We start from the raw sequence: 21,098 nt of genomic DNA on the forward strand, positions 1-21,098 counted from the left end.
AATCTGGGTGAATATTAAAGTTACACTTAACAATGATGCAAATAATTATCATTACTATTTACAAATTATTAACAAGGGTTCCTTATAAACTTACAATCCTTACATCTTAGTTATACTTTTTTAAAGTTAAAAAAACCGCCAAGGCGGTTTTTTTCAATCTTAGACTTTCAAATGACTTAATTAAAATTGATACTTCAAGCTTGCATAATATGCACGACCAGGCTCGTTATAAGTCTGATTAATTGAGTTATCTCTCTCTTTTTTCTCATCAAATAAATTACTAATGCCAATACGAGTAGAAACATTCTGATTAAACTTATAACCAAAGTTAATCCCTGCCAAGCCATAGCTTTTCACTGCTGCTGTAGAACTTAAAGCATTTCTAGTATCAGAAACTTGACGAGGCTCTTGACGGCCATATTGCGTATATACAAAGTTAGTATCTAAAGCATCTGTAATTTGATAATGGAAAATCGAGTTAATTGTATATTTTGGAACAATGGATAGTGGATTGCCCGTACGTTTATCTTCTGAAGCATGCATATACGTCACATTATTCGTCCACGTTATATTTCCCCAATCTAATGCAATACTACCTTCAACCCCTTCAATTAATGCCTCAGGCGTATTTTCCCATTTTAAAAGATTACCGTATGTATTAGCACCAGTTGTTGAATTTACTCCATTTACCCAACGCTCAGATGTTGTCCAACCACTGACAATTTTATTTTTATAATCATTACGGAACCAAGCTAAGCTCGCTTTAACGATATCTTTTTGATATTCAAATCCAATTTCTTTATTAATTGATGTTTCTGGTTTCAAGTCACCATTACCCACCAAAATACAGTTACCAGAAATATCAGGTGGGCAACCATTACCATTTGTATTAAGTAAATAACCTTCTGCACTTTGGTACATGTTAGGTGCTTTATAAGCACGCGCAATGCCACCTTTTACAGACCAGTTATCATTAAGCTGATGCGTGATATTTAAACTAGGACTCCAATTTGACCCCGATTTGTTTTGGTCATCAAAACGAAGACCCACAACAACATCTGTTGAATCTGTTAATTCTAAATTATTTTCAATAAATACCGATGCAATAGTATTTTTTAATTTACTTCGGTTCTGAGGTAAAGCAACATATGCAGCATTCGCAGTTGATGGGAGAGCTTGTGTATTTGCCGTATCGGTAAAGTCATCACGAACATACTCTGCACCAACGGTCACAACTTGCGGTATACCCCACGTAAATGGAATATTAGCCTCTGCTAAAACATGATAAGAGTCTAGAATAGATACAGGACGGTTTGTTTTTGAATTAATTGAGCCCTCACCACTTCCGCCTGTACCTTCAGTTAAACGTTTATTTTTAGTTTTATCATATTGTGCAATAACTTTTGTTGTTCCCCAATCCCAATTACCTTCATGCGTTAATGCATAGCCATCTCGGTACATCGTATTGGTCTCAGTGTCGTACAGTTCACTCATAAGACCATAATTACTACTTGCAATTGCACCAGGTGTATTTCCAGTCGCATCAGTGTTACTGTTTTGAGTATCTCCCGCAAAACGGTTACCTTGACGACCATAAGATAAATCTAACAATAAGCTTTGTTGCTCATTAATTTGCCAAGCTAAACGTGCAGCAATATCTTTATTCTCTACTCCTTCTCTACCACCTGCTCTAGAATACGTTGGATATGTTTGCCCATTAGACGTCGTACTTCCAATAGTTAATGGATTAATATCAGCAGCATCTGGATTTGTCTTATTATAATTACCATATACACGATAAGATAAAACATCTTTAACAATTGGACCACTTAAGTTAAAGCTTTCTCTGTGGCTTGATCCTTCTTTTGAGTTTTCAGGTTGGTTTGTAAATACTTCAACTGATCCATGAACTTCATTCGTCACTTTTTTAGTTTTAATATTAACTACACCACCCATTGCACCCGAACCATATCGAGCTGCAGCAGGACCTCGAATCACTTCGATAGATTCGATAGCATCAGCAGGAACCCAGTTCGAATCGCCTCGGCTATCACGTTCACCGCGCCAACCATAACGTACAGAGTTACGTGAGCTGACTGGTTTACCATCAATTAGAATTAGAGTGTTCTCTGGTCCCATACCACGGATATCAATTTGACGATTGTTCCCGCGCTGACCTGTTGAACTATTTCCAGTTAAGTTAACACCAGGCATACGACGTATATATTCGGACACATCATTCACTACAGGTAATTCTTCTAATTCTTTTTCCGTAATAATAGAAACACCTAGTGACTGTTTAGCTTGTTCTTCAGCTGTTAAAACAATTTTATCTAGTTTTACATTTTCTTGACTTACTGCTAAATCCTGCTCATTTTTTATTGAATCATTCGCAAAAGCCACTGAATAGGTCACTGTAGATATTGCAAATGCTAATGCTGATTTTATGAATAAACGCGTCATTTAAAGTTAACTCACATAGAATTGAGGAGAAAATATGTAACTTTTCGTAGCGTATTGTATCTGCAAGATAAATAAATGCAAACAATTTTAATAATCATTATCATTTGCATATCTAATATCACATATAAAAAAACCTCCATAACTGGAGGTTTTTACAACTTTAAAACTTATTTAAAGTAAGCACCATCGGCTTGACTGTGGTCTGTTTGATCGACAACACGTGCCAATTCAGGAATATGTTGTTTTAACGTAGTTTCTACACCTTGCTTTAAAGTTACATCAATTGCAGAACAACCTTGGCAACCACCACCAAACTTAAGAACAGCTGTTAAACCATGTTCTTCATCATCTAGAACTTCAACCAATGCACAGTTACCACCATGCCCTTCTAAACCAGGATTAATTTCAGACTGTAAAATATAAGTAATACGTTCTTCCATTGAAGCATCTGGTCCCACACGTGGAACTTTAGAGTTTGGTGCACGGAACGTCAGTTGACCACCAAAACGGTCTTTGTTGTAATCAATGACTGCATCTAATAAATAAGGAATAGATGGAGCATCAACATATGCAGGAAAATCTGGGTATTCTTGTTTGTAATCTGTAGGAAGTACTTCTTCAGGAGCACTATAAGCCATACAACATTCAGCACGTGGTGTACCAGGATTTTCCACAAACACACGCACACCAATACCTGGTGTATTTTGCTTTGCTAATAAATCCGCTAAATACTCTTGAGCAGTTGGAGTAATTAATAAGTTTGGAATTTCTTCTGCAACTGCAGTGCTGGTGTTATCAGTCGACATATCAATATTTCCTCAAGCTGAAGTTGCTATTCTAACTGAAGATGCGGGGTATTTTTTAAAATTCAACTAAATTTGTCGGATTAATTATAAAAGTTCAAAATTTTGATGCATTTAATGGCATTATGAACAATCAAAGAATAAATTCTGATTCTATTTAACTATGCTCGACTTACCTTTTAACCATACTGTAACGATCATCATTATTACTGTGATCATTTCATTCTTAGCATTTTCAAATCAAAACTTAATGAATCGTTTGATTTTTTGGCCACCTGCATTGCAAAAAGGTCAATATGATCGATTCATTACCCATGGTTTTGTACATGCAGATGGAATGCACTTACTTTTCAACATGTTCACCTTATTTTTCTTTGGGAGCATTATTGAAACATTTTATAGACAGTATCTATTCGATTTAGGATTTGTGCTTTTTTATTTAGGTGGATTAATCGCGGCAATTATTCCAAGCTACTTACAGCACAAAAATGATCATCGCTGGGCAAGTCTTGGGGCTTCAGGCGCAGTTTCTGCTGTTTTATTTGCCTATATATTATTTGAACCGTGGAAACTTATTTTTGTATTTTTCATTCCTGTTCCTGCCATTATTTTTGCTGTTCTATACGTAGGATATAGCATTTGGTCAGGGAAAAAAGGCAACAGCAATATTAACCATAGCGCCCATTTATGGGGAGCAGCTTATGGCGTCATCATGACAATAATAATAGAACCTCGTATTATTCAACACTTCATTAATAAACTTTCACATCTTCCATTTTAGAATAGAAGTGAAATACTAATGATTAAAGATCTAAGCAAAGAGATGAAAACTCACCTCTTTGCTTATTTAAGCATTATCTCGCATATTTTGATGGCATAATTTTTCACCATGTTCAAAATGCCAATTTTGCTGATATGCAGATACAAACTTTTCCATGAATGTTGGCGAACGGTCAATTACAGATTTTTCTTTGAAAAACTTACGCTCAATTGCCCAATCATAACAACTTTGATCTACCGGATATTCCGTTAAAATACCGCTTAAATAATTTTTTTGAATCCATTCCGAAGCCAAATCAAAAGATGTAAATACCCCTGATGGCAATCCCATCGATTTGGAAGTAAATAAGTAAATAGATGACATGTGTTACAACTCTAAAAACAAAAAAATAGATTAATTAATGAGCATTATAACAAATGAAATGTGACATAATTCACTTTTTACATAAATACATATTTTTTGTACGTGATTACAACCAAATGTAACCTTGAATGATAATTATTTGAAACTAGATAAATTTTATTTATTTTTTCAAATACGTTCTGAATTATCTATGAAAAATCCTTTTTATCTTTACAGCTTAACTATTACGATAAGGACATCTCATATTACACCTGCAACACCCTTTCTTCTAATACTTGCTTCTTTTCACTTTTATATTTCACAAACTAAAACATAAGATTGAATTTTGGCAGTAAATGCCAACGGTTTATCAAAGCTCCAAGGATATTGTATACATCTGTATATTTAACCTTATTAATATCGAGATATTTTGCAATGTCATCCTCAACTTTAGATGGTCTTCAATTCCCTATTCAAGCCCCTAACACCAAACCCAGTACCTCAAAAACTGGGAGAGAGATTATTGCTGAAGCCCTTTCGACAGTGAATCCAAAACTTTCACATCAAGCAACTCAAGAAAAAAATTGGCATAAAACTTATCCTGAATATTTTAAAGCACTGGTCGAGTCTGGTATTAAAAATACAGATAATCCTATAAAAATTGCTGAATTGGGACTAAGTAAAGCTCACCAATCTTTTGATTTTTATCGACATGGTGAAAAGCATAACTTTAACGATGTGATGCAACTGACAAATCAAAAACTCAACACTTTTATATTTAAAGGTGAAAGTACAGACAATCCTGAATGGTATGTGCCCTATAAAGGTCAGAATCTCCAAGGAAATGCTTTACTTGCTCAAATTCAAACGTGGGAAGAAACAGGTATTGTAGAATCAAGTCATGCAAATGCTTTACGCGATGTGATTGCACATCCTGAATGGTTCGACTTATCTGATCGAACCATGGTTCTGTTTGGTGCTGCATCTGAAGCTGGGCCATTAACATGGTTGTCCAAATGGAAAGCCAATATTGTTGCTATAGACTTACCCAACGAGCGTGTTTGGGGCAAAATTTTAAATACGATAAAAAGTGGTAATGCAACACTTTATGCACCATCTGAAAAATGCTTAGCTACAGATACAAATATCGAAGAGCTAAAAACAAAGCTTGGAGCAAACCTATTAACGCAAACACCTGAAATTGCACAATGGCTCGTTGAAAACCCTAATCATTTAGACTTAGCTGCAATTGCATATTTAGATGGTGAAAAGCACGTTCGGGTTTCTATGGCAATGGATGCAATCATGCAATTTGTGAGTAAGCATAAAGCCAATACAAGTTTAATGTTTATGTGTACACCAACGGATGTTTACGCGATTCCTAAAGAAATTGTAGAAGCAGCTTCAGCTAAGTTTCACAATCGTTCTCAACTTCAAAAAATGCTTTCTAAAGCAGTGTCATCTATTAGTTTAAAACACTTTTTTAAAGAAATTTCTACAGAGCTTTATAGTACCGACAATGGTAAGCAATATGGTATTGCAGATTGTTTAGTGATTGAACAAGGTCCTAACTACGCTCTAGCAAAACGTATTCAACAATGGCGAGCAACCTTAGCAAGACATCAAGGTCAACGTGTCAGTATTAATATTGCCCCATCAACAACAACACATTCAGTCACAAAGAATCCATTATTAAAAGCTGCTTTTAATGGTGCAAGTTTGTTTGATGTTGAAGCATTTGAACCTGCAACAACCAATGCAATTATGGCTGCTTTATGGATTCATGATTTACGTAATACTAAATCTGTAGCTAACCCAGAAGTTAACTTAGATCATCCTTTGGAGTTAATGATGGAGGGAGCTAACCATGGTGGACTTTGGCGAGTTGCCTATTTAGCAAGAACAGCACTTCCTTTTGCTGCACTATATGGTTTTGCAAATGACAAGCTTCCTATTGGAACACTTTTCAACAAAATCAAAAAATAAGGCAAAAAAAATGCTGCGATTAATCGCAGCATTTTTCCGTTCAAACTTTATTTTAAAATCAATTAAAATACTTTTAATAATAACCAGTATAAAACACCCGATAAACAAATCGTTGCAGGTAAAGTAAAGATCCAAGCAGATAAAATTGTTTTTACCATTTTGAAATTCAAACCTGACTTGTTGGCAACCATTGTACCTGCTACAGCAGAGTTCAATACATGTGTTGTTGATACAGGCATACCAAAACCATCTGCAGCTGCAATTGTTGTCATTGCAACAAGTTCAGCAGACATACCTTGGCCATAAGTCATGTGCTGTTTACCAATACGCTCACCAACCGTCACAACAATACGTTTCCAGCCAACCATCGTTCCAAGACCTAAAGCTAAAGCTACAGCTACTTTTACCCAGTTTGGAATATATTGTAAGAATGAATCTAAGTTACTACGATATTCTTTTACAACTTTAGTTTGCTCTTCAGAGAAAGTAGGTAATAGCTCCGCTTTATCTAATCTTTTAAACGCTGTTGTACTTAAATACATATCATTACGTAAGCTAGATACTTCTTTTTCAGGAATATCTTTTAAATCACCATAATGTCCTACACGCTCACCCAAGTGATCTGTAAGACTAGCTAAAGCAGGAACAACTTGGTTATTCACTTCTTTAGTCTGAATATATGTTGTGATAATAGCACGTGCTTTTTCATCAGGAATATCTGAATGATTTGCATAAATAGCGGATGCTGTTTGAGCTGAAAGTTGCTCAAAAGACTGAAGATGTTGTTGATCTAAATTTTTATTCAATGAGTAAGCTAATGGGACACAACCAATCAAAATAAGCATGATTAAACCCATACCTTTTTGACCATCATTTGAACCATGTGCAAAGCTTACACCCGTACATGTGAAAATAAGAATTGCACGAATAAGTGGTGGTGGTGGCTTATTGCCCTCAGGTGGCTGGAATAATTCCATTTGTTTCTTGAAGATTTTTTTTACCAACAAGAATAACAAAGCCGCAAAAGCGAAACCAATCAAAGGAGAGAATAAAAGTGCTTTACCCACTTTCATCACCTGTTCCATGTCTACACCTGATGCACCGCTACCTGAATGCAAAATGTAGTTCATGATACCCACACCCAAAATCGAACCGATTAAAGTATGCGAACTTGATGCTGGAATACCTAAAAACCATGTACCTAAATTCCACAAAATTGCAGAAATAAGCATGGCAAAAACCATTGCAAAACCAGCTCCAGAACCTACATTCATAATAAGTTCTACTGGAAGTAAAGCAATAATACCGTATGCAACAGCACCACTTGCAACCATTACACCAAGGAAGTTACAAAAACCTGCCCACATTACAGCAACTGGTGCAGACAATGCATTGGTGTAAATTACCGTGGCTACAGCATTTGCTGTGTCATGAAAACCATTAACAAACTCAAATCCAAGTGCAATAAATAACGCTGTAGATAAAAGAATAATTGTATATAGACTCAAAGCCGGGACATGAGCCAAATCCACAGATAACTGAACACCAATGTATACAAGTGTTGCAATAATGACAGTTAAAAAGACTGGGACAAAATATTTAGGAGTTGGCACATGAACATTGGTCGACTTAGAAGGAACCGATGGTTGTGCTGAATCAACAGGATTTTGATTTGAATTCATGCAAGCAAATAAAGAGGATGATCAATCCCCTTATTCTTCAATTTAATTATGACAATTATATGACAAAATACTGTCTTATAAAGTCAGTTTTAATGCTTTATTGTTGCAATTTACCCTAAAAAACCAAGATAAATTTAATATTTAATACTCTAAATACAATATTTTAAGTAATTTTATATATTTCATAATCCATTAACCTAAAAATTATACTAAATTGTAACATTCAGCATAAATGATCAAAAAACTAACAACCCGAACTTTTCCAATTATAGTGAACTAGTTTTATGACAAATAAATGAATAATTTATGACACTGCTAAATTCCTTATTTATTTCTTATAAATTACATTTTAATATCCATATTTGAAAAATATAAGAAGACATATCTATTTTTGAATTAATCTTGTATTAAAACAAGTGTTACCCCTTTATAACTTTTTCAAATCATCTATATATGTGTTTCTGAAAGAAAGTTGGCAGAAAACAAAACTTGAATCTGTTAATATTAATCCCGATTTTTATTCGCATTGAGAATGTTTGAATGTCCACACTTGCTACTCTAAAAGAGCTTCTAAGTAAAAGAATTCTTGTGATCGATGGTGCCATGGGTACCATGATTCAACGTCATAAATTAGAAGAAGCAGACTATCGTGGCGAACGTTTTGCAGATTGGGCTTCTGACCTAAAAGGCAACAACGACCTTTTAGTTCTTACTCAACCCCATATTATTCAAGGCATTCACGAAGCTTACCTAGAAGCGGGTGCGGACATTATTGAAACCAATACCTTTAACGGTACTCGTGTTTCAATGTCTGATTACCACATGGAAGATTTGGTACCTGAAATTAATATTGCTGCAGCACGTCTTGCAAAAGAAGCCTGTGCAAAATATTCAACCCCTGAAAAACCACGTTTTGTGGCAGGTGTCATTGGTCCAACTTCACGTACTACATCTATTTCTCCAAATGTGAATGATCCTGCATTCCGTAACATTACTTTTGATGCATTAAAAGTTGATTATATTGAATCGACTAAAGCACTGATTGAAGGTGGTGCAGACATCATCCTCATCGAAACAGTATTCGATACCTTAAATGCAAAAGCGGCGATCTTTGCAGTAAAAGAAGTGTTTAACGAAATTGGCTATGAATTGCCAATTATGATTTCAGGCACCATTACAGATGCTTCAGGTCGTACATTGACAGGTCAAACCGCAGAAGCATTTTGGAACTCAATGCGTCATGCTGAACCCATCTCAATTGGTTTTAACTGTGCGCTTGGTGCAGATGCAATGCGTCCACACGTAAAAACCGTGTCTGACGTTGCCGATACTTTTGTTTCAGCGCATCCAAATGCAGGTTTGCCAAATGCATTCGGTGGTTATGATGAAACCCCTGAAGAAACTGCGGCATTTATTAAAGAATTTGCTGAAAGTGGTCTAATCAACATCACTGGTGGTTGCTGTGGTACCACGCCTGACCATATTCGTGCGATTGCACAAGCGGTTGAAGGCATTACACCACGTCAAATTCCTGACATTGAACCTGCATGTCGTTTAAGTGGTTTAGAACCATTTAACATCACTAAGGATTCTTTATTCGTAAACGTCGGTGAACGTACCAACGTGACAGGTTCTAAAAAATTCCTACGTTTAATTAAAGAAGAAAACTTTACAGAAGCGCTAGACGTTGCTCGTCAGCAAGTTGAAGCAGGCGCACAGATCATCGACATTAACATGGATGAAGGCATGCTCGATTCGCAAACTGCGATGGTACATTTCCTTAATCTGATCGCCTCTGAACCTGATATTTCACGTGTGCCAATCATGCTCGATTCTTCTAAATGGGAGATTATTGAAGCAGGTTTGAAATGCGTACAAGGTAAAGCGGTTGTAAACTCGATTTCTCTGAAAGAAGGTTATGACGAGTTTGTAGAACGTGCGCGTCTGTGCCGTCAGTACGGTGCAGCAGTTATTGTCATGGCATTTGATGAAAATGGTCAGGCAGATACGGCTGAACGTAAAAAAGAAATCTGTAAGCGTTCTTATGATGTTTTAGTCAATGAAGTGGGCTTCCCTTCTGAAGATATTATCTTTGACCCGAACGTGTTTGCGGTGGCAACAGGGATTGAAGAACACAACAACTATGGCGTGGACTTCATTGAAGCAACAGGTTGGATTAAACAAAACCTTCCAAATGCGATGATTTCAGGCGGGATCTCAAATGTATCGTTCTCATTCCGTGGTAATGAGCCTGTACGTGAAGCAATCCATGCGGTGTTTTTATATCACGGCATTCAACAAGGTTTAACCATGGGCATCGTAAATGCAGGTCAGCTTGCGATTTATGATGACATTGATGCCGACCTTAAAGAAGCCGTTGAAGATGTAGTGATGAACCGCAACCAAGGTGAAAGCGGTCAAGAAGCGACTGAAAAATTACTTGCAGTTGCAGAAAAATACCGTGGTCAAGCAGGTGCACAAAAAGCCGAAGAAAACCTTGAATGGCGTAATGAGAGCGTTGCAAAACGTCTTGAATATGCATTGGTGAAAGGTATTACCACGTATATTGATGAAGATACCGAAGAAGCACGCTTACAATCAACTCGCCCATTGGATGTCATTGAAGGTCCATTGATGGCAGGTATGAACGTAGTCGGTGACTTGTTTGGTGCAGGTAAAATGTTCCTACCGCAAGTAGTGAAATCTGCTCGTGTAATGAAACAAGCGGTTGCATGGTTAAATCCATTCATTGAAGCTGAAAAAACCGTTGGTCAATCAAAAGGTAAAATTTTGATGGCAACTGTAAAAGGCGACGTTCACGATATTGGTAAAAACATTGTAGGCGTGGTACTTGGCTGTAACGGTTATGACATCATTGACCTTGGCGTAATGGTACCGTGTGAGAAAATCTTACAAACTGCGATTGATGAAAAAGTCGATATTATTGGTTTGTCAGGTTTAATCACGCCTAGCTTAGATGAAATGGTTTTTGTTGCGAAAGAAATGCAACGTAAAGGCTTTAACATTCCACTGATGATTGGTGGTGCAACAACATCTAAAGCACACACTGCGGTAAAAATTTCTCCGCAATATCATAATGATGGTGTGTTCTACACAGCGGATGCTTCTCGTGCGGTAGGTGTGGTGACACAATTACTTTCTGCTGACATGAAACCAAAATTAGCAGCTGATTATGCTTTTGATTATGAAAAAATCCGTGAGCGTTTAGCCAACAAACAACCAAAAGCTGCAAAACTTTCTTATGCAGAATCGGTTGAAAATGGCTTTAAGATTGATTTTGCAAAAAATGCACCTGTGAAGCCTAACTTTATTGGTTCAGAAACATTTACGAACTATCCGTTAGAAACATTGGTTGAATACTTTGACTGGACACCGTTCTTTATTTCTTGGAGTTTGGCGGGTAAATTCCCGAAAATTCTTGAAGATGAAGTGGTTGGCGAAGCAGCGCGTGACTTGTTTGAACAAGCACAAGTCATGTTGAAAGATATTATTGCCAATAAACGCTTCGATGCGCGTGCGACTTTTAGTATTTACCCTGCAAACCGTGTTGCGGCAGATACTGTTGCGGTTACGGATGAGAATGGGGTCGTTACGCATAGCTTCGAGCATATTCGTCAGCAGTCTGACAAAGTAACAGGTAAAGCAAACTACTCATTGGCTGATTTTGTTGCGCCTAAAGATGTCGCTCAAGATTACTTGGGTGGCTTTACGGTTTCAATCTTTGGTGCGGAAGAACTTTCGCAAGAATACAAAGCCAAAGGCGATGACTATTCTGCAATTATGGCTCAAGCTTTGGGTGACCGTTTTGCAGAAGCCTTTGCCGAGCATTTACATGAGCGTATTCGTAAAGAGTTCTGGGGCTATCAAGCAGATGAACAATTGTCGAATGAAGATTTGATTAAAGAGAAATATGTGGGTATTCGCCCTGCACCAGGCTACCCTGCTTGTCCTGAACATTCGGAAAAAGCATCATTGTTTGATTGGTTAGGTTCGACTGAGAAGATGGGTACGTATTTAACTTCTAGCTTTGCAATGTGGCCACCTTCTTCTGTCAGCGGTTTCTATTATGCAAACCCCGAAACAGATTACTTTAACGTAGGTAAAATCTCTGGTGATCAGTTGGAAGATTATGCGAAGCGTAAAGGTTGGACGTTGGATGAAGCGAAGCGTTGGTTAGCACCGAATTTGGATGATTCAATTGTTTAATTGATTTTAGAATCCTCCCTAACCCTCCTTTGATAAAGGAGGGAAGAATCCATTCGTATCGAACATAAAAAATCCCCTCAAATGAGGGGATTTTTGAATCTGTGAATCCCCCTAAATCCCCCTTTTTCAAAGGGGGACTTTCGCGTATCAAATTGATTACGTGAGAGCTCCTCCCTTTTTTAAAGGGAGGTTGGGAGGGATTAAATATAGAAAATTATTCTTCTTTTTAATATATTAGATCAAAAATAACTTTACAATTTTTATGAAAAATTACATCGGATATTTATCTTACGAAAGCATTCAAAATATTCCTAACCAACATGTACCTACACATGAGTTTATCTTCTTCCTACATGATCAATGTGCAAGTTTGTTAGTGCAATATGAACAAAGCCAAATTGATGAAATTGGTATAGATAAAATAGTAGAGGCATACTCAGAGAAGTTTCCTGAACATAATGCAGATATAATTGAAATATTACAATTTTGTAGAGATGGTGGATTTGATGCGCCTTATTATCATTTTTTAATTTCAAAAATTTTAATGGGATTAACAAGTGACTTACTTCATTTTACATATGAAGCATTAAGAGCTTTTGAAAACAGAAAGTTTGCTGTGGCTTATAGTTTGCTTCGAAAACCATTTAAAGAAAATTTGATCTTTATATGTTTATTATTGAACGACTATGAAAAATTTATAGAACTATTTGAACAAGAAACAGATAAATCCTTAAATAATTTTTATAAACATAGCTCTATTAGAAAAACATTATTCGCAGAAGTAATTCCAAAATTAACATTGCCCGATTTATTTGATGCTGAACTGATCGATAAAATGATTTTCTCCAAACAGCATCCTTTAAGTTTAGAAATACCATGCCAACAAGCAACACATCTAATCACTTCTCAAGGTGACTTTCTCAAAACAGGGAGAATGTTTATCAACTCAATCTTTGATGACCCAAATGAATTAGATCAATATAAGCCTGTCTATACCTCACTTCCATATATAATGACTTTCACAAGTCACGTCATTTTGGAAAGTTTCCAAAAGTTAGTAAATTTAAATAAAAACACTTATCAACACATTACCCTAAGCACTTTAGGCTGTTATGAAAATCTATTCACAGATGGAAGAAAAAGGCTATTAACTAAAAGTTATGCAAAAGCTTTTGGAGAGTTTTTACAGTGTATTCATTGCGGAAAAAATATATTTCTTAGTAAAGAAAACTCTTTACGGATGTACATGATGGGTATACTTATTTGTAATCACTGCCATCAAAATTCTGAGTTTCCCTTTTATTGGCTTCTATCAAAGTCTACTGCTACATTTAAAAAAGATGAATCGGAAGATAATAATGCATGGAAAGATACGATTCTTTCCCGAATGTTTAAATCTGAAAAAGATGAAAATATATAATCTTCCTAACCTCCCTTTAAAAAAGGGAGGAACTATGCGCCCTCATAACCGCAATTAAATTCGCGTGAAGTCCCTCTTTGCAAAAAGGGGGGGTTAGGGGGATTCATCAGCTAACCGATCCAAACAACATTGATAAACCTCTTCCACCACACCATCAATCTGCCCCATCACTTGCCCATTATCAAATCTCAGTACCTTTAATCCAAGTTGAGACAAAGCTTCATCCCGAATTCGGTCTGCTTCCAATCCTTCTTCTGTAAAGTGCTGACTACCATCACACTCAATCACCAAATTGACAGCAGGACAGTAAAAATCTACGATGTAATTCAAAATTGGCTTTTGCCGATAAAACTGCAAACCTAGAATTTGCTTATTACGAAGTCGTGACCATAACAACTTTTCAGCATCAGTCATGTTCTTGCGTAAGTCACGCGAAGCATGTTTTAAGTTTTTATTATAGGGTTTCATTTTTACTCTCTTTTATAAATATCACCTAGCCCTGAACCATATATGGCACAAGAGAAAAGAGAAATTTCCACGTATCAAATTAATTACGTGACCACTCCTCTCTTTTTAAAGGGTGAGAAGCACTGCTTCGCAAGGAGGGATTAAGAATCAAATTTTAATAGACTTCAACCAAACACTACTTTTAACTAAATAAATCACCAATACTATCCGCCAACTTTTTTACCACTTAGTGAATAAATCCGTTTTATAATAACAATTAACTATTAATCTCCCCCAATAAAAGACTACTGGTGTTTCTATGAAAAAACTCATGAACGGTGCAGAAAACATCGTTATTGAAATGTACAAAGGTTTCGTACTTGCACATCCAGAACTCGCATTCAACGAATCATACAAAATTGTTTCAAGAAAACAGAAACACCAAAATGTCGCACTCATCAGTGGCGGTGGTAGCGGTCATGAACCTGCACATGCAGGCTTTGTTGGAACAGGTATGTTAGATGCAGCCGTTTGTGGTGATGTATTTGCATCACCATCGCAAATTCAGGTCTATAAAGCCCTACAACACGTTGCAACTGACAAAGGCGTGTTGATGATCATCAAAAACTATTCTGGCGATATGATGAATTTTCAGAACGGTGCAGCACTTGCAACAGATGATGGTATTCAAGTCGATTATGTAAAAGTTGCCGATGATATTGCGGTAAAAGATAGCCTTTATACGGTCGGTCGCCGTGGTGTTGCAGGCACAGTATTCGTTCACAAAATTGCAGGTGCAGCAGCGTCAAAAGGCTTAGAACTTCAAGATGTAAAAACTGTCGCACAAAAAGTTGCGGATAACGTGATTAGCTTAGGTTTCGCTTATAGCTCATGTACCGTCCCTGCCAAAGGCACGCCAACATTTACTTTGGCAGATGACGAAATGGAATACGGCGTGGGTATCCACGGTGAACCTGGTATTCGTCGTGAAAAAATCTTACCGTCTAAAGAACTTGCTCAACGTATTGTCGATGATTTATTCCTAGACCGCCCGAACCTTTCGGAAGTTGCTGTATTGGTGAATGGTTTTGGAACTACGCCATTACAAGAACTTTATGTATTTAACAACGATGTTTGTGAGCATCTTGCAAGCAAAGGCATCAAAATTTATCGTACATTTGTTGGCAACTACATGACCAGCATCGACATGAACGGCGCTTCTGTTTCACTTCTTGCATTAGATGATGAACTCAAAACATATTTAGATGCAGAAGCAAATACGCCTGCATTTAAAATGGATGGATCACCTGCTCTACCTTTCGAATTTTCTAAGAAAGATGAAAGCGTTGCACATACTGTAAATACAGATGTAGAAACACATCCTGAACATGCGATGATTAGCAATGAACAATTCACCATTGAAAACATGCGCTATGTTGTAGATGTTATGGCAGCATGTATCATTAAAAATGAAGTGCCATTCTGTGAACTCGATGCCCATGCGGGTGATGGCGATTTTGGTATGAGCGTGGCAAAAGGTTTTAAACAACTTAAACGCCAATGGCACGAATTATTACAAGCCGAAAAAATGGATGATTTTTTATTAAATTGTTCAATGATTATTATGGAACATTGTGGCGGTGCTTCAGGCCCAATTTGGGGTTCAGCTTTCCGTGCTGCAAGTAAAGCAATCAAAGGGAAAAATACTTTAACTGTTGCCGATTTTGCCCATCTTTTACAAAATGCGGTTAAAGGCATTCAAGTTACAGGTGAACGCTCATTTGGTCGTGGTGCTGTGGTTGGAGATAAAACCTTAATTGATGCGCTTGTACCATGTGCAGATTCTTGGTCTGCAAATACAGATAAATCGTTTAAAGAAAACTTTGTATTGGGTGCACACGCGGCTGTTCAAGGTGCTGAATCGACCAAGGAAATAGTAGCACGTATGGGACGTGCAGGAACTGTAGGCGATCGTAGCTTAGGCTATCCTGATGCGGGTGCACATGGTTTAGGCGTAATCTTTACCGATATTGCCAATCATATTAAGTAAGCTATAAATTGAAAAAGCCTCGATAATGTCGAGGCTTTTTTATTTAATTTTAAATGATCATTCACTTACATCACTTAATCGCTCAACAAACAAAACCCCATCTAAATGATCTATTTCATGTTGCACAATACGCGCAGGAAAACCTGAAAAGTCTTGTTCTATACTCTCGCCCGTTAACGTTTGATAGCTCACACGAATCACTTTTGCACGTGCGACTTGCCCTCTTTCATTTGGCACACTCAAACAGCCTTCTTCACCGAATACTTGTGCATCTGAACGCTGAATAATTTCAGGGTTAATCATCACAATTGCATCCATTTCAGGTGCATCTGGATAACGAATATTGGGTCTAGAAGCCACAATAATCACACGGCGTGAAATATAAACTTGCGGCGCTGCGATACCAACACCATTTCGTGCAAGCATAGTAACGTGCATGGCATCTGCAAGTGTAGTCAACCACTTTGAACCAAATTCTTGCATACTTACTTCAGTCGCGCATAAAGCTAAAATAGCTTCGCCTTTTTGGGCAACTTTTAAAATTTCAGTCATAAACAATTGCTCAATAAATCGCAAAATTCAATGAAGATAATAGATTATAAAATTATCACTTTTTCAAATTAAAACCATTAAAAAATACCATTCCTTTTACTGCAGAGTAAAAACATAAATAATATAACCATTGATATAATGCTTAAAATTTCACATGTAATTTCCCCATGATATTTAATGGATTAAATTATTTCAGCCTTTTGATTCCCCTCTTTTTTTTGACGGTATCGTTACTTGTTTTTGTACTACGTTCAAAGAAATTGGTATCCATTGAAATAGTCTGGTTTTCTGCTGCAATTTTTGTGTCAGCTTGTGCTCAAATATTACAAACAGCATTACTTCCTGAAGACATTTATATGATTGCCCCACTTGTGGCACTCTTATTTTTAATCAGTATTGTATTGTGTACTCATGCTGTTTATTTACGGTTAAATATTCCTACAAAATGGAATGTGATTATTGGCTCAATTATTTTATCTATTAGTATAATTAGCTACTATTCATATATCGAACAAAATATTGCTGTACGTTTTAGTATCGTTGCGCTCACAACCATGGCCATTTTATTCAACAATGGTCTTAAGTTTATACAAACGAAGCATCCGCATATTTTAGATCGCTTACTTAAATTATGTTTATGTGGGTCAATTTTTGCTGTTTTAATACGTGCACTTATTCTTGTTTCTATTATTCGGCTTGAAAAAAGTGTAGATCAATTACAAATCATTTGGGCTAGCTCACAATTTTTGATTTTATTTTTTACTTCTCTGCTTTTTGCTTTACTCGCATCATGTTCTATTCTCGACTCAATACGAAAGCTTGAACATGAACGTAATATTGATCCTCTTACAGGCTTACTCAACCGTCGCGCATTAAGAGAAAAAATTGAACATTTCAATGTAAATTACAGCATATCTAATGCCATATTAGTTATAGACCTTGATCACTTTAAACGTGTGAATGATCAATATGGACATTTAATTGGTGACTTAGCTTTGCAACATGTTAGCCATATTATGCGAAAAAATGTACGTTGCTATGATGAAGTTGCACGTATTGGTGGTGAAGAATTTGTCATTATTTTAAAAGATATCACAAATCAAACCGCATTGAATATTGCAGAAAAAATTCGTAAAACCATTGAAAATACTCCGCTTATTGTTCAAACTCAAGAGATCCATATTAATGTAAGTATTGGTTTTAGCTTTTTTAGTCATCCAAAAGAATTTGAAAATGCGTTTAATGAAGCAGACTCACAACTGTATAGAGCTAAAAATTTAGGACGTAATCAAACGATCTCTACATCCGTACATTTGATTTAAGTTTTTATATCTACAGTCACTGTTTCGGTTTTAGATATACTCACGGAACATTGCTTAAATTCAATTTTGGCATAAAACTGCTCTGCACCATCATCTAAGCCTGTTGCAGTCCAAACTGTGCCCTTAGGAAATTCAGTTAAAAAGTCTGCCTGATAAAAGTCAGCAACCGAATCAAAATTTAAATACAGCTCAGGATGTGTCTGAAGCTTTAAAGCTACAGCATAAAACTGATCTTTTTTATACTGATCAAAATCTAGAATCATGCCGTATCCTTATTTATTCAACCACCAAACCGTTTTGCTTCTGCTGTACTTGCGACCATTGATACCATCCCCAAGCAGCTAATCCTACAAAAGAAGCATATAAAACCGCAGTTAAATATAAGTCTTTATATATAAACATACCTGTATAAATAATATCGACAAACACCCAAAGCACCCAAGTTGCGATATGTTTTCGACTTGTCCAATATGTGCCAAGTAAACTAAAAGCAGCCAATTGAGAGTCTAATAATGGCAATGCCGCATCGGTAAAATAATGCAAACTTAAACCAAATACCAACCCACCTACTGCTGTTATTACGACATGTAATAATATTTTATTCCGAGAAATAGGTTCTATTCGAATTTCATCATCTTGTTTTTTAGTTTTTGACCAATGATAAAAACCGTACATTCCTAAAAATACAAAGACTATTTGTAAAATGGTTTCACCATATAACTTATATTCAAAAAATAAGTAGCCATACACAATATAAGCAATAAGGTTTACACCCCAGCACCATATATGGCGACGAATAGTCAGCACCACACCAATGACACTAACAACAACCGCAAATATTTCTAAGGGAGACATAAATTAATCGATTCCATTCTTTTGGCACATTATGAAATTATTTGCTCGAATCTCAAGTATTCTCATGTAATTTTTATCTTATTCATTTGTGAACTTGCCAGTTTTGACTTCATTTTTAAGATTGATTACAACATCATGATGCCCAACCAACTTAAGTAAGGATACTTTATGTCTACGCAAGCTGTTCTTTCTATTACAGATTCAATTAAGAATATTCAGTTTCCTGCTTTCGATGGCTATATGCTTGCTGGCACACTTTACTCCCCTTTAAATGCTAAAGCACAAGTTGTAATAGCAAGTGCAACAGGTGTACCACAGCCGTTTTATCGACGTTTTGCTGAATATGCTATGTGCTTAGGCTACCAAGTTCTTTGTTTCGATTATCGTGGTGTTGCTCAATCTGCTCCCAAAACATTAAAAGACTTTCAAATGTCATATTTAGATTGGGGGAAATCTGACTTAGCTGGCGCAATCGATTACTTAAATCAGTTTAACTTACCTATTTTTATGGTTGGGCATTCTTATGGTGGTCAAGCTTTAGGTTTAGCATCCAATCATCATCTTATAAAAGCAATGTACTGCTTTGGTACTGGTGCTGGCTGGCATGGCTATATGCCTTTAAGTGAGCGTATTAAAGTTCAAGTCATTTGGAATATTGTTTTCCCTCCTATGGTCGCGGTTTCAGGCTATTTACCATGGAGTAAATTCAAAATGGGTGCAGACCTACCCAAGCATGTGTATCAACAATGGCGAAAATGGTGTAACAATCCAACCTATTGCTTCGGAGATCCTGAACATCAATATTTACACGATGTTTATGCTCAAATTAAAACACCTATTTATGCCGTTTCAGCACTAGATGATGCATGGGCACTACCTAAATCTCGCCATGCTTTTATGCAGCATTATACGCAAGCCCCTATGCATTATATTGATCTCACACCACAACAATATGATTTAAAAGAAATTGGACACATGGGCTATTTTAGAAAAGGCTCAGAAAAAATCTGGCAAGAAATTTTCGATACTTTTGATACACTAATTTGAATTATTGAATCTTATGTATTTATAAAAACTCTACACGCTATCATTTTTCACTCATGAGACTCAGGAAGACGATAGCTATATTGATGCTCTTTACCATCTCTATCTACATGAGTAATAAACACTCCATAGCGCCCCACATAATATTCTAAGGACTGATGATAAAATCCCCAATAAATAGACCACTCTTCTAAATCTAAATTGCGTACATTTGTTTGTGTTTGAATGGGCATCTTACTCAAAACATTTTTTTGAATATCTCCCGCATAATCTTTATTCATTTCATGAGTTTTAGATTCTAGAAATATGCTTGCAACATCATCAAAAAGTTGTTGTTCATATTCATCTACAACTTCCACAATTTCTTTAGGCGTGTTTGTGGTTGCTTTTGTTATCGAAACTTTGACAGAGTTTAATTTTGCAAAGTATTTAGATTTAAAAGCTTGATTGATTTTTATTTTGCAAAACACTTTCCAAAAAGCAAAAATAGCTATAATCAAAACAAGAAAAATTAGAAATTTAACCATAAGCGCACCCACGATTTGTATTCACGGCTTACACCCTTACTGTACATTATTTATATCAAAAAATAAAAAAACATCATTTATAAATTAGAAATACTGGTTTTATTTTATAAAATATTTAAACCTTAGTTTTCATTCTTTTTTATATTGAAGAAGGCAACTTATATTGCCTTCTTCAAAGACATCAACACCAATTAGTCACGTGTTTTAACATCAAATAATTCAATTTCAAAAATCAAGTTTGAATTGGCAGGAATCACATTACCCATCTTACGTGAACCATATGCTAAATGTGATGGAACGATTAACTTACGTTTCCCACCCACTTTCATGCCCATAATTCCTTGATCCCAACCTTTAATAACACGACCAGTACCAATGACCGTTTCAAAGTAATTACCACGATCTATTGAAGAATCGAACTTTGTACCATCTTCCAACCAACCCGTGTAATGCGTTGTAATCAATGCACCTTTAACTGCCTCTTTACCTGTGCCTTCTACAAGTTCAATAATTTCTAATTCTGTCGTCACGATATTCACCTATCAGCCAAATTTCAATATTTCAAATTATAAAGGAATTCTACAAGAGATATTCTCT

General features: G+C 36.2%; 17 protein-coding genes. 7 read left to right on the plus strand and 10 right to left on the minus strand.

What is annotated here, in order from left to right:
• Nucleotides 1-180: 180 nt before the first annotated feature.
• Both AC5YC8_RS04840 and nfuA read right to left on the minus strand, forming a co-directional pair.
• Nucleotides 181-2,463 (minus strand): FepA family TonB-dependent siderophore receptor, encoded by a 2,283-nt coding sequence (locus tag AC5YC8_RS04840; protein WP_496163751.1) that lies wholly within the window; start codon nucleotides 2,461-2,463, stop codon nucleotides 181-183.
• 167 nt (nucleotides 2,464-2,630) lie between these two features.
• Nucleotides 2,631-3,269 (minus strand): Fe-S biogenesis protein NfuA, encoded by a 639-nt coding sequence (gene nfuA / locus AC5YC8_RS04845; RefSeq protein ID WP_496116430.1) that lies wholly within the window; start codon nucleotides 3,267-3,269, stop codon nucleotides 2,631-2,633.
• Nucleotides 3,270-3,429: 160 nt separating this feature from the next.
• Here nfuA and AC5YC8_RS04850 point away from each other — a divergent pair, with 160 nt between their 5' ends.
• Nucleotides 3,430-4,047, plus strand: coding sequence for a rhomboid family intramembrane serine protease (locus tag AC5YC8_RS04850; RefSeq protein ID WP_496116431.1), 618 nt, complete (start codon nucleotides 3,430-3,432; stop codon nucleotides 4,045-4,047).
• Nucleotides 4,048-4,113: 66 nt separating this feature from the next.
• Here the strand turns inward: AC5YC8_RS04850 and AC5YC8_RS04855 are convergent, their stop codons facing one another.
• On the minus strand, nucleotides 4,114-4,410 hold the full coding sequence (locus tag AC5YC8_RS04855; protein ID WP_496116432.1) for a DUF7710 domain-containing protein: 297 nt from the start codon (nucleotides 4,408-4,410) through the stop codon (nucleotides 4,114-4,116).
• 414 nt (nucleotides 4,411-4,824) lie between these two features.
• Here AC5YC8_RS04855 and AC5YC8_RS04860 point away from each other — a divergent pair, with 414 nt between their 5' ends.
• Entirely contained in the window at nucleotides 4,825-6,375 is a 1,551-nt protein-coding gene (locus AC5YC8_RS04860; RefSeq protein ID WP_496163752.1) for a hypothetical protein, read from the plus strand.
• Nucleotides 6,376-6,437: 62 nt separating this feature from the next.
• Here AC5YC8_RS04860 and AC5YC8_RS04865 read toward each other — a convergent pair whose 3' ends face one another.
• Nucleotides 6,438-8,057, minus strand: a complete 1,620-nt coding sequence (locus tag AC5YC8_RS04865; RefSeq protein WP_496116434.1) for an inorganic phosphate transporter — start codon at nucleotides 8,055-8,057, stop codon at nucleotides 6,438-6,440.
• Nucleotides 8,058-8,597: 540 nt separating this feature from the next.
• Between AC5YC8_RS04865 and metH the strand changes: the two genes are divergently transcribed.
• Together metH and AC5YC8_RS04875 are read left to right on the plus strand one after the other, a co-directional pair.
• The gene (gene metH / locus AC5YC8_RS04870) at nucleotides 8,598-12,284 is read left to right on the plus strand and encodes a methionine synthase (protein WP_496163753.1); all 3,687 of its coding nucleotides are present in this window, start codon (nucleotides 8,598-8,600) and stop codon (nucleotides 12,282-12,284) included.
• A gap of 262 nt (nucleotides 12,285-12,546) precedes the next feature.
• A complete protein-coding gene (locus AC5YC8_RS04875; RefSeq protein ID WP_496163754.1) occupies nucleotides 12,547-13,704 on the plus strand; it encodes a hypothetical protein in 1,158 nt (385 codons plus the stop codon).
• A 93-nt stretch (nucleotides 13,705-13,797) separates the two neighbouring features.
• On the opposite strand, the gene AC5YC8_RS04880 is transcribed toward AC5YC8_RS04875, so the two are convergent.
• Nucleotides 13,798-14,172: an endonuclease domain-containing protein gene (locus AC5YC8_RS04880; protein WP_496163755.1), complete on the minus strand. Its 375-nt coding sequence runs from the start codon at nucleotides 14,170-14,172 to the stop codon at nucleotides 13,798-13,800.
• 298 nt (nucleotides 14,173-14,470) lie between these two features.
• On the opposite strand from AC5YC8_RS04880, the gene dhaK reads away from it, so the two are divergent.
• Nucleotides 14,471-16,201, plus strand: coding sequence for a dihydroxyacetone kinase subunit DhaK (dhaK, locus tag AC5YC8_RS04885; protein ID WP_496163756.1), 1,731 nt, complete (start codon nucleotides 14,471-14,473; stop codon nucleotides 16,199-16,201).
• Between the two features lie 57 nt (nucleotides 16,202-16,258).
• On the opposite strand, the gene def is transcribed toward dhaK, so the two are convergent.
• Nucleotides 16,259-16,753 (minus strand): peptide deformylase, encoded by a 495-nt coding sequence (def, locus tag AC5YC8_RS04890; RefSeq protein WP_496163757.1) that lies wholly within the window; start codon nucleotides 16,751-16,753, stop codon nucleotides 16,259-16,261.
• A 302-nt stretch (nucleotides 16,754-17,055) separates the two neighbouring features.
• Between def and AC5YC8_RS04895 the strand changes: the two genes are divergently transcribed.
• Nucleotides 17,056-18,075, plus strand: a complete 1,020-nt coding sequence (locus tag AC5YC8_RS04895) for a GGDEF domain-containing protein (protein ID WP_496163758.1) — start codon at nucleotides 17,056-17,058, stop codon at nucleotides 18,073-18,075.
• Here AC5YC8_RS04895 and AC5YC8_RS04900 read toward each other — a convergent pair.
• Together AC5YC8_RS04900 and pnuC are read right to left on the minus strand one after the other, a co-directional pair.
• Nucleotides 18,072-18,338 (minus strand): hypothetical protein, encoded by a 267-nt coding sequence (locus tag AC5YC8_RS04900; RefSeq protein ID WP_496163759.1) that lies wholly within the window; start codon nucleotides 18,336-18,338, stop codon nucleotides 18,072-18,074. The two genes, AC5YC8_RS04895 and AC5YC8_RS04900, sit on opposite strands and share 4 nt — an antisense overlap.
• A 13-nt stretch (nucleotides 18,339-18,351) precedes the next feature.
• Nucleotides 18,352-18,930, minus strand: coding sequence for a nicotinamide riboside transporter PnuC (pnuC, locus tag AC5YC8_RS04905; protein ID WP_496163760.1), 579 nt, complete (start codon nucleotides 18,928-18,930; stop codon nucleotides 18,352-18,354).
• A 168-nt stretch (nucleotides 18,931-19,098) separates the two neighbouring features.
• On the opposite strand from pnuC, the gene AC5YC8_RS04910 reads away from it, so the two are divergent.
• Nucleotides 19,099-19,977, plus strand: coding sequence for an alpha/beta hydrolase family protein (locus AC5YC8_RS04910; protein ID WP_496163761.1), 879 nt, complete (start codon nucleotides 19,099-19,101; stop codon nucleotides 19,975-19,977).
• 47 nt (nucleotides 19,978-20,024) lie between these two features.
• On the opposite strand, the gene AC5YC8_RS04915 is transcribed toward AC5YC8_RS04910, so the two are convergent.
• Nucleotides 20,025-20,501, minus strand: a complete 477-nt coding sequence (locus tag AC5YC8_RS04915) for a hypothetical protein (protein ID WP_496116447.1) — start codon at nucleotides 20,499-20,501, stop codon at nucleotides 20,025-20,027.
• Nucleotides 20,502-20,692: 191 nt separating this feature from the next.
• Complete coding sequence (locus tag AC5YC8_RS04920) at nucleotides 20,693-21,031, minus strand: FKBP-type peptidyl-prolyl cis-trans isomerase (RefSeq protein WP_496116448.1); 339 nt, start codon at nucleotides 21,029-21,031, stop codon at nucleotides 20,693-20,695.
• Between the last annotated feature and the right edge of the window lie 67 nt (nucleotides 21,032-21,098).

This window comes from Acinetobacter sp. FY731, from assembly GCF_059515905.1.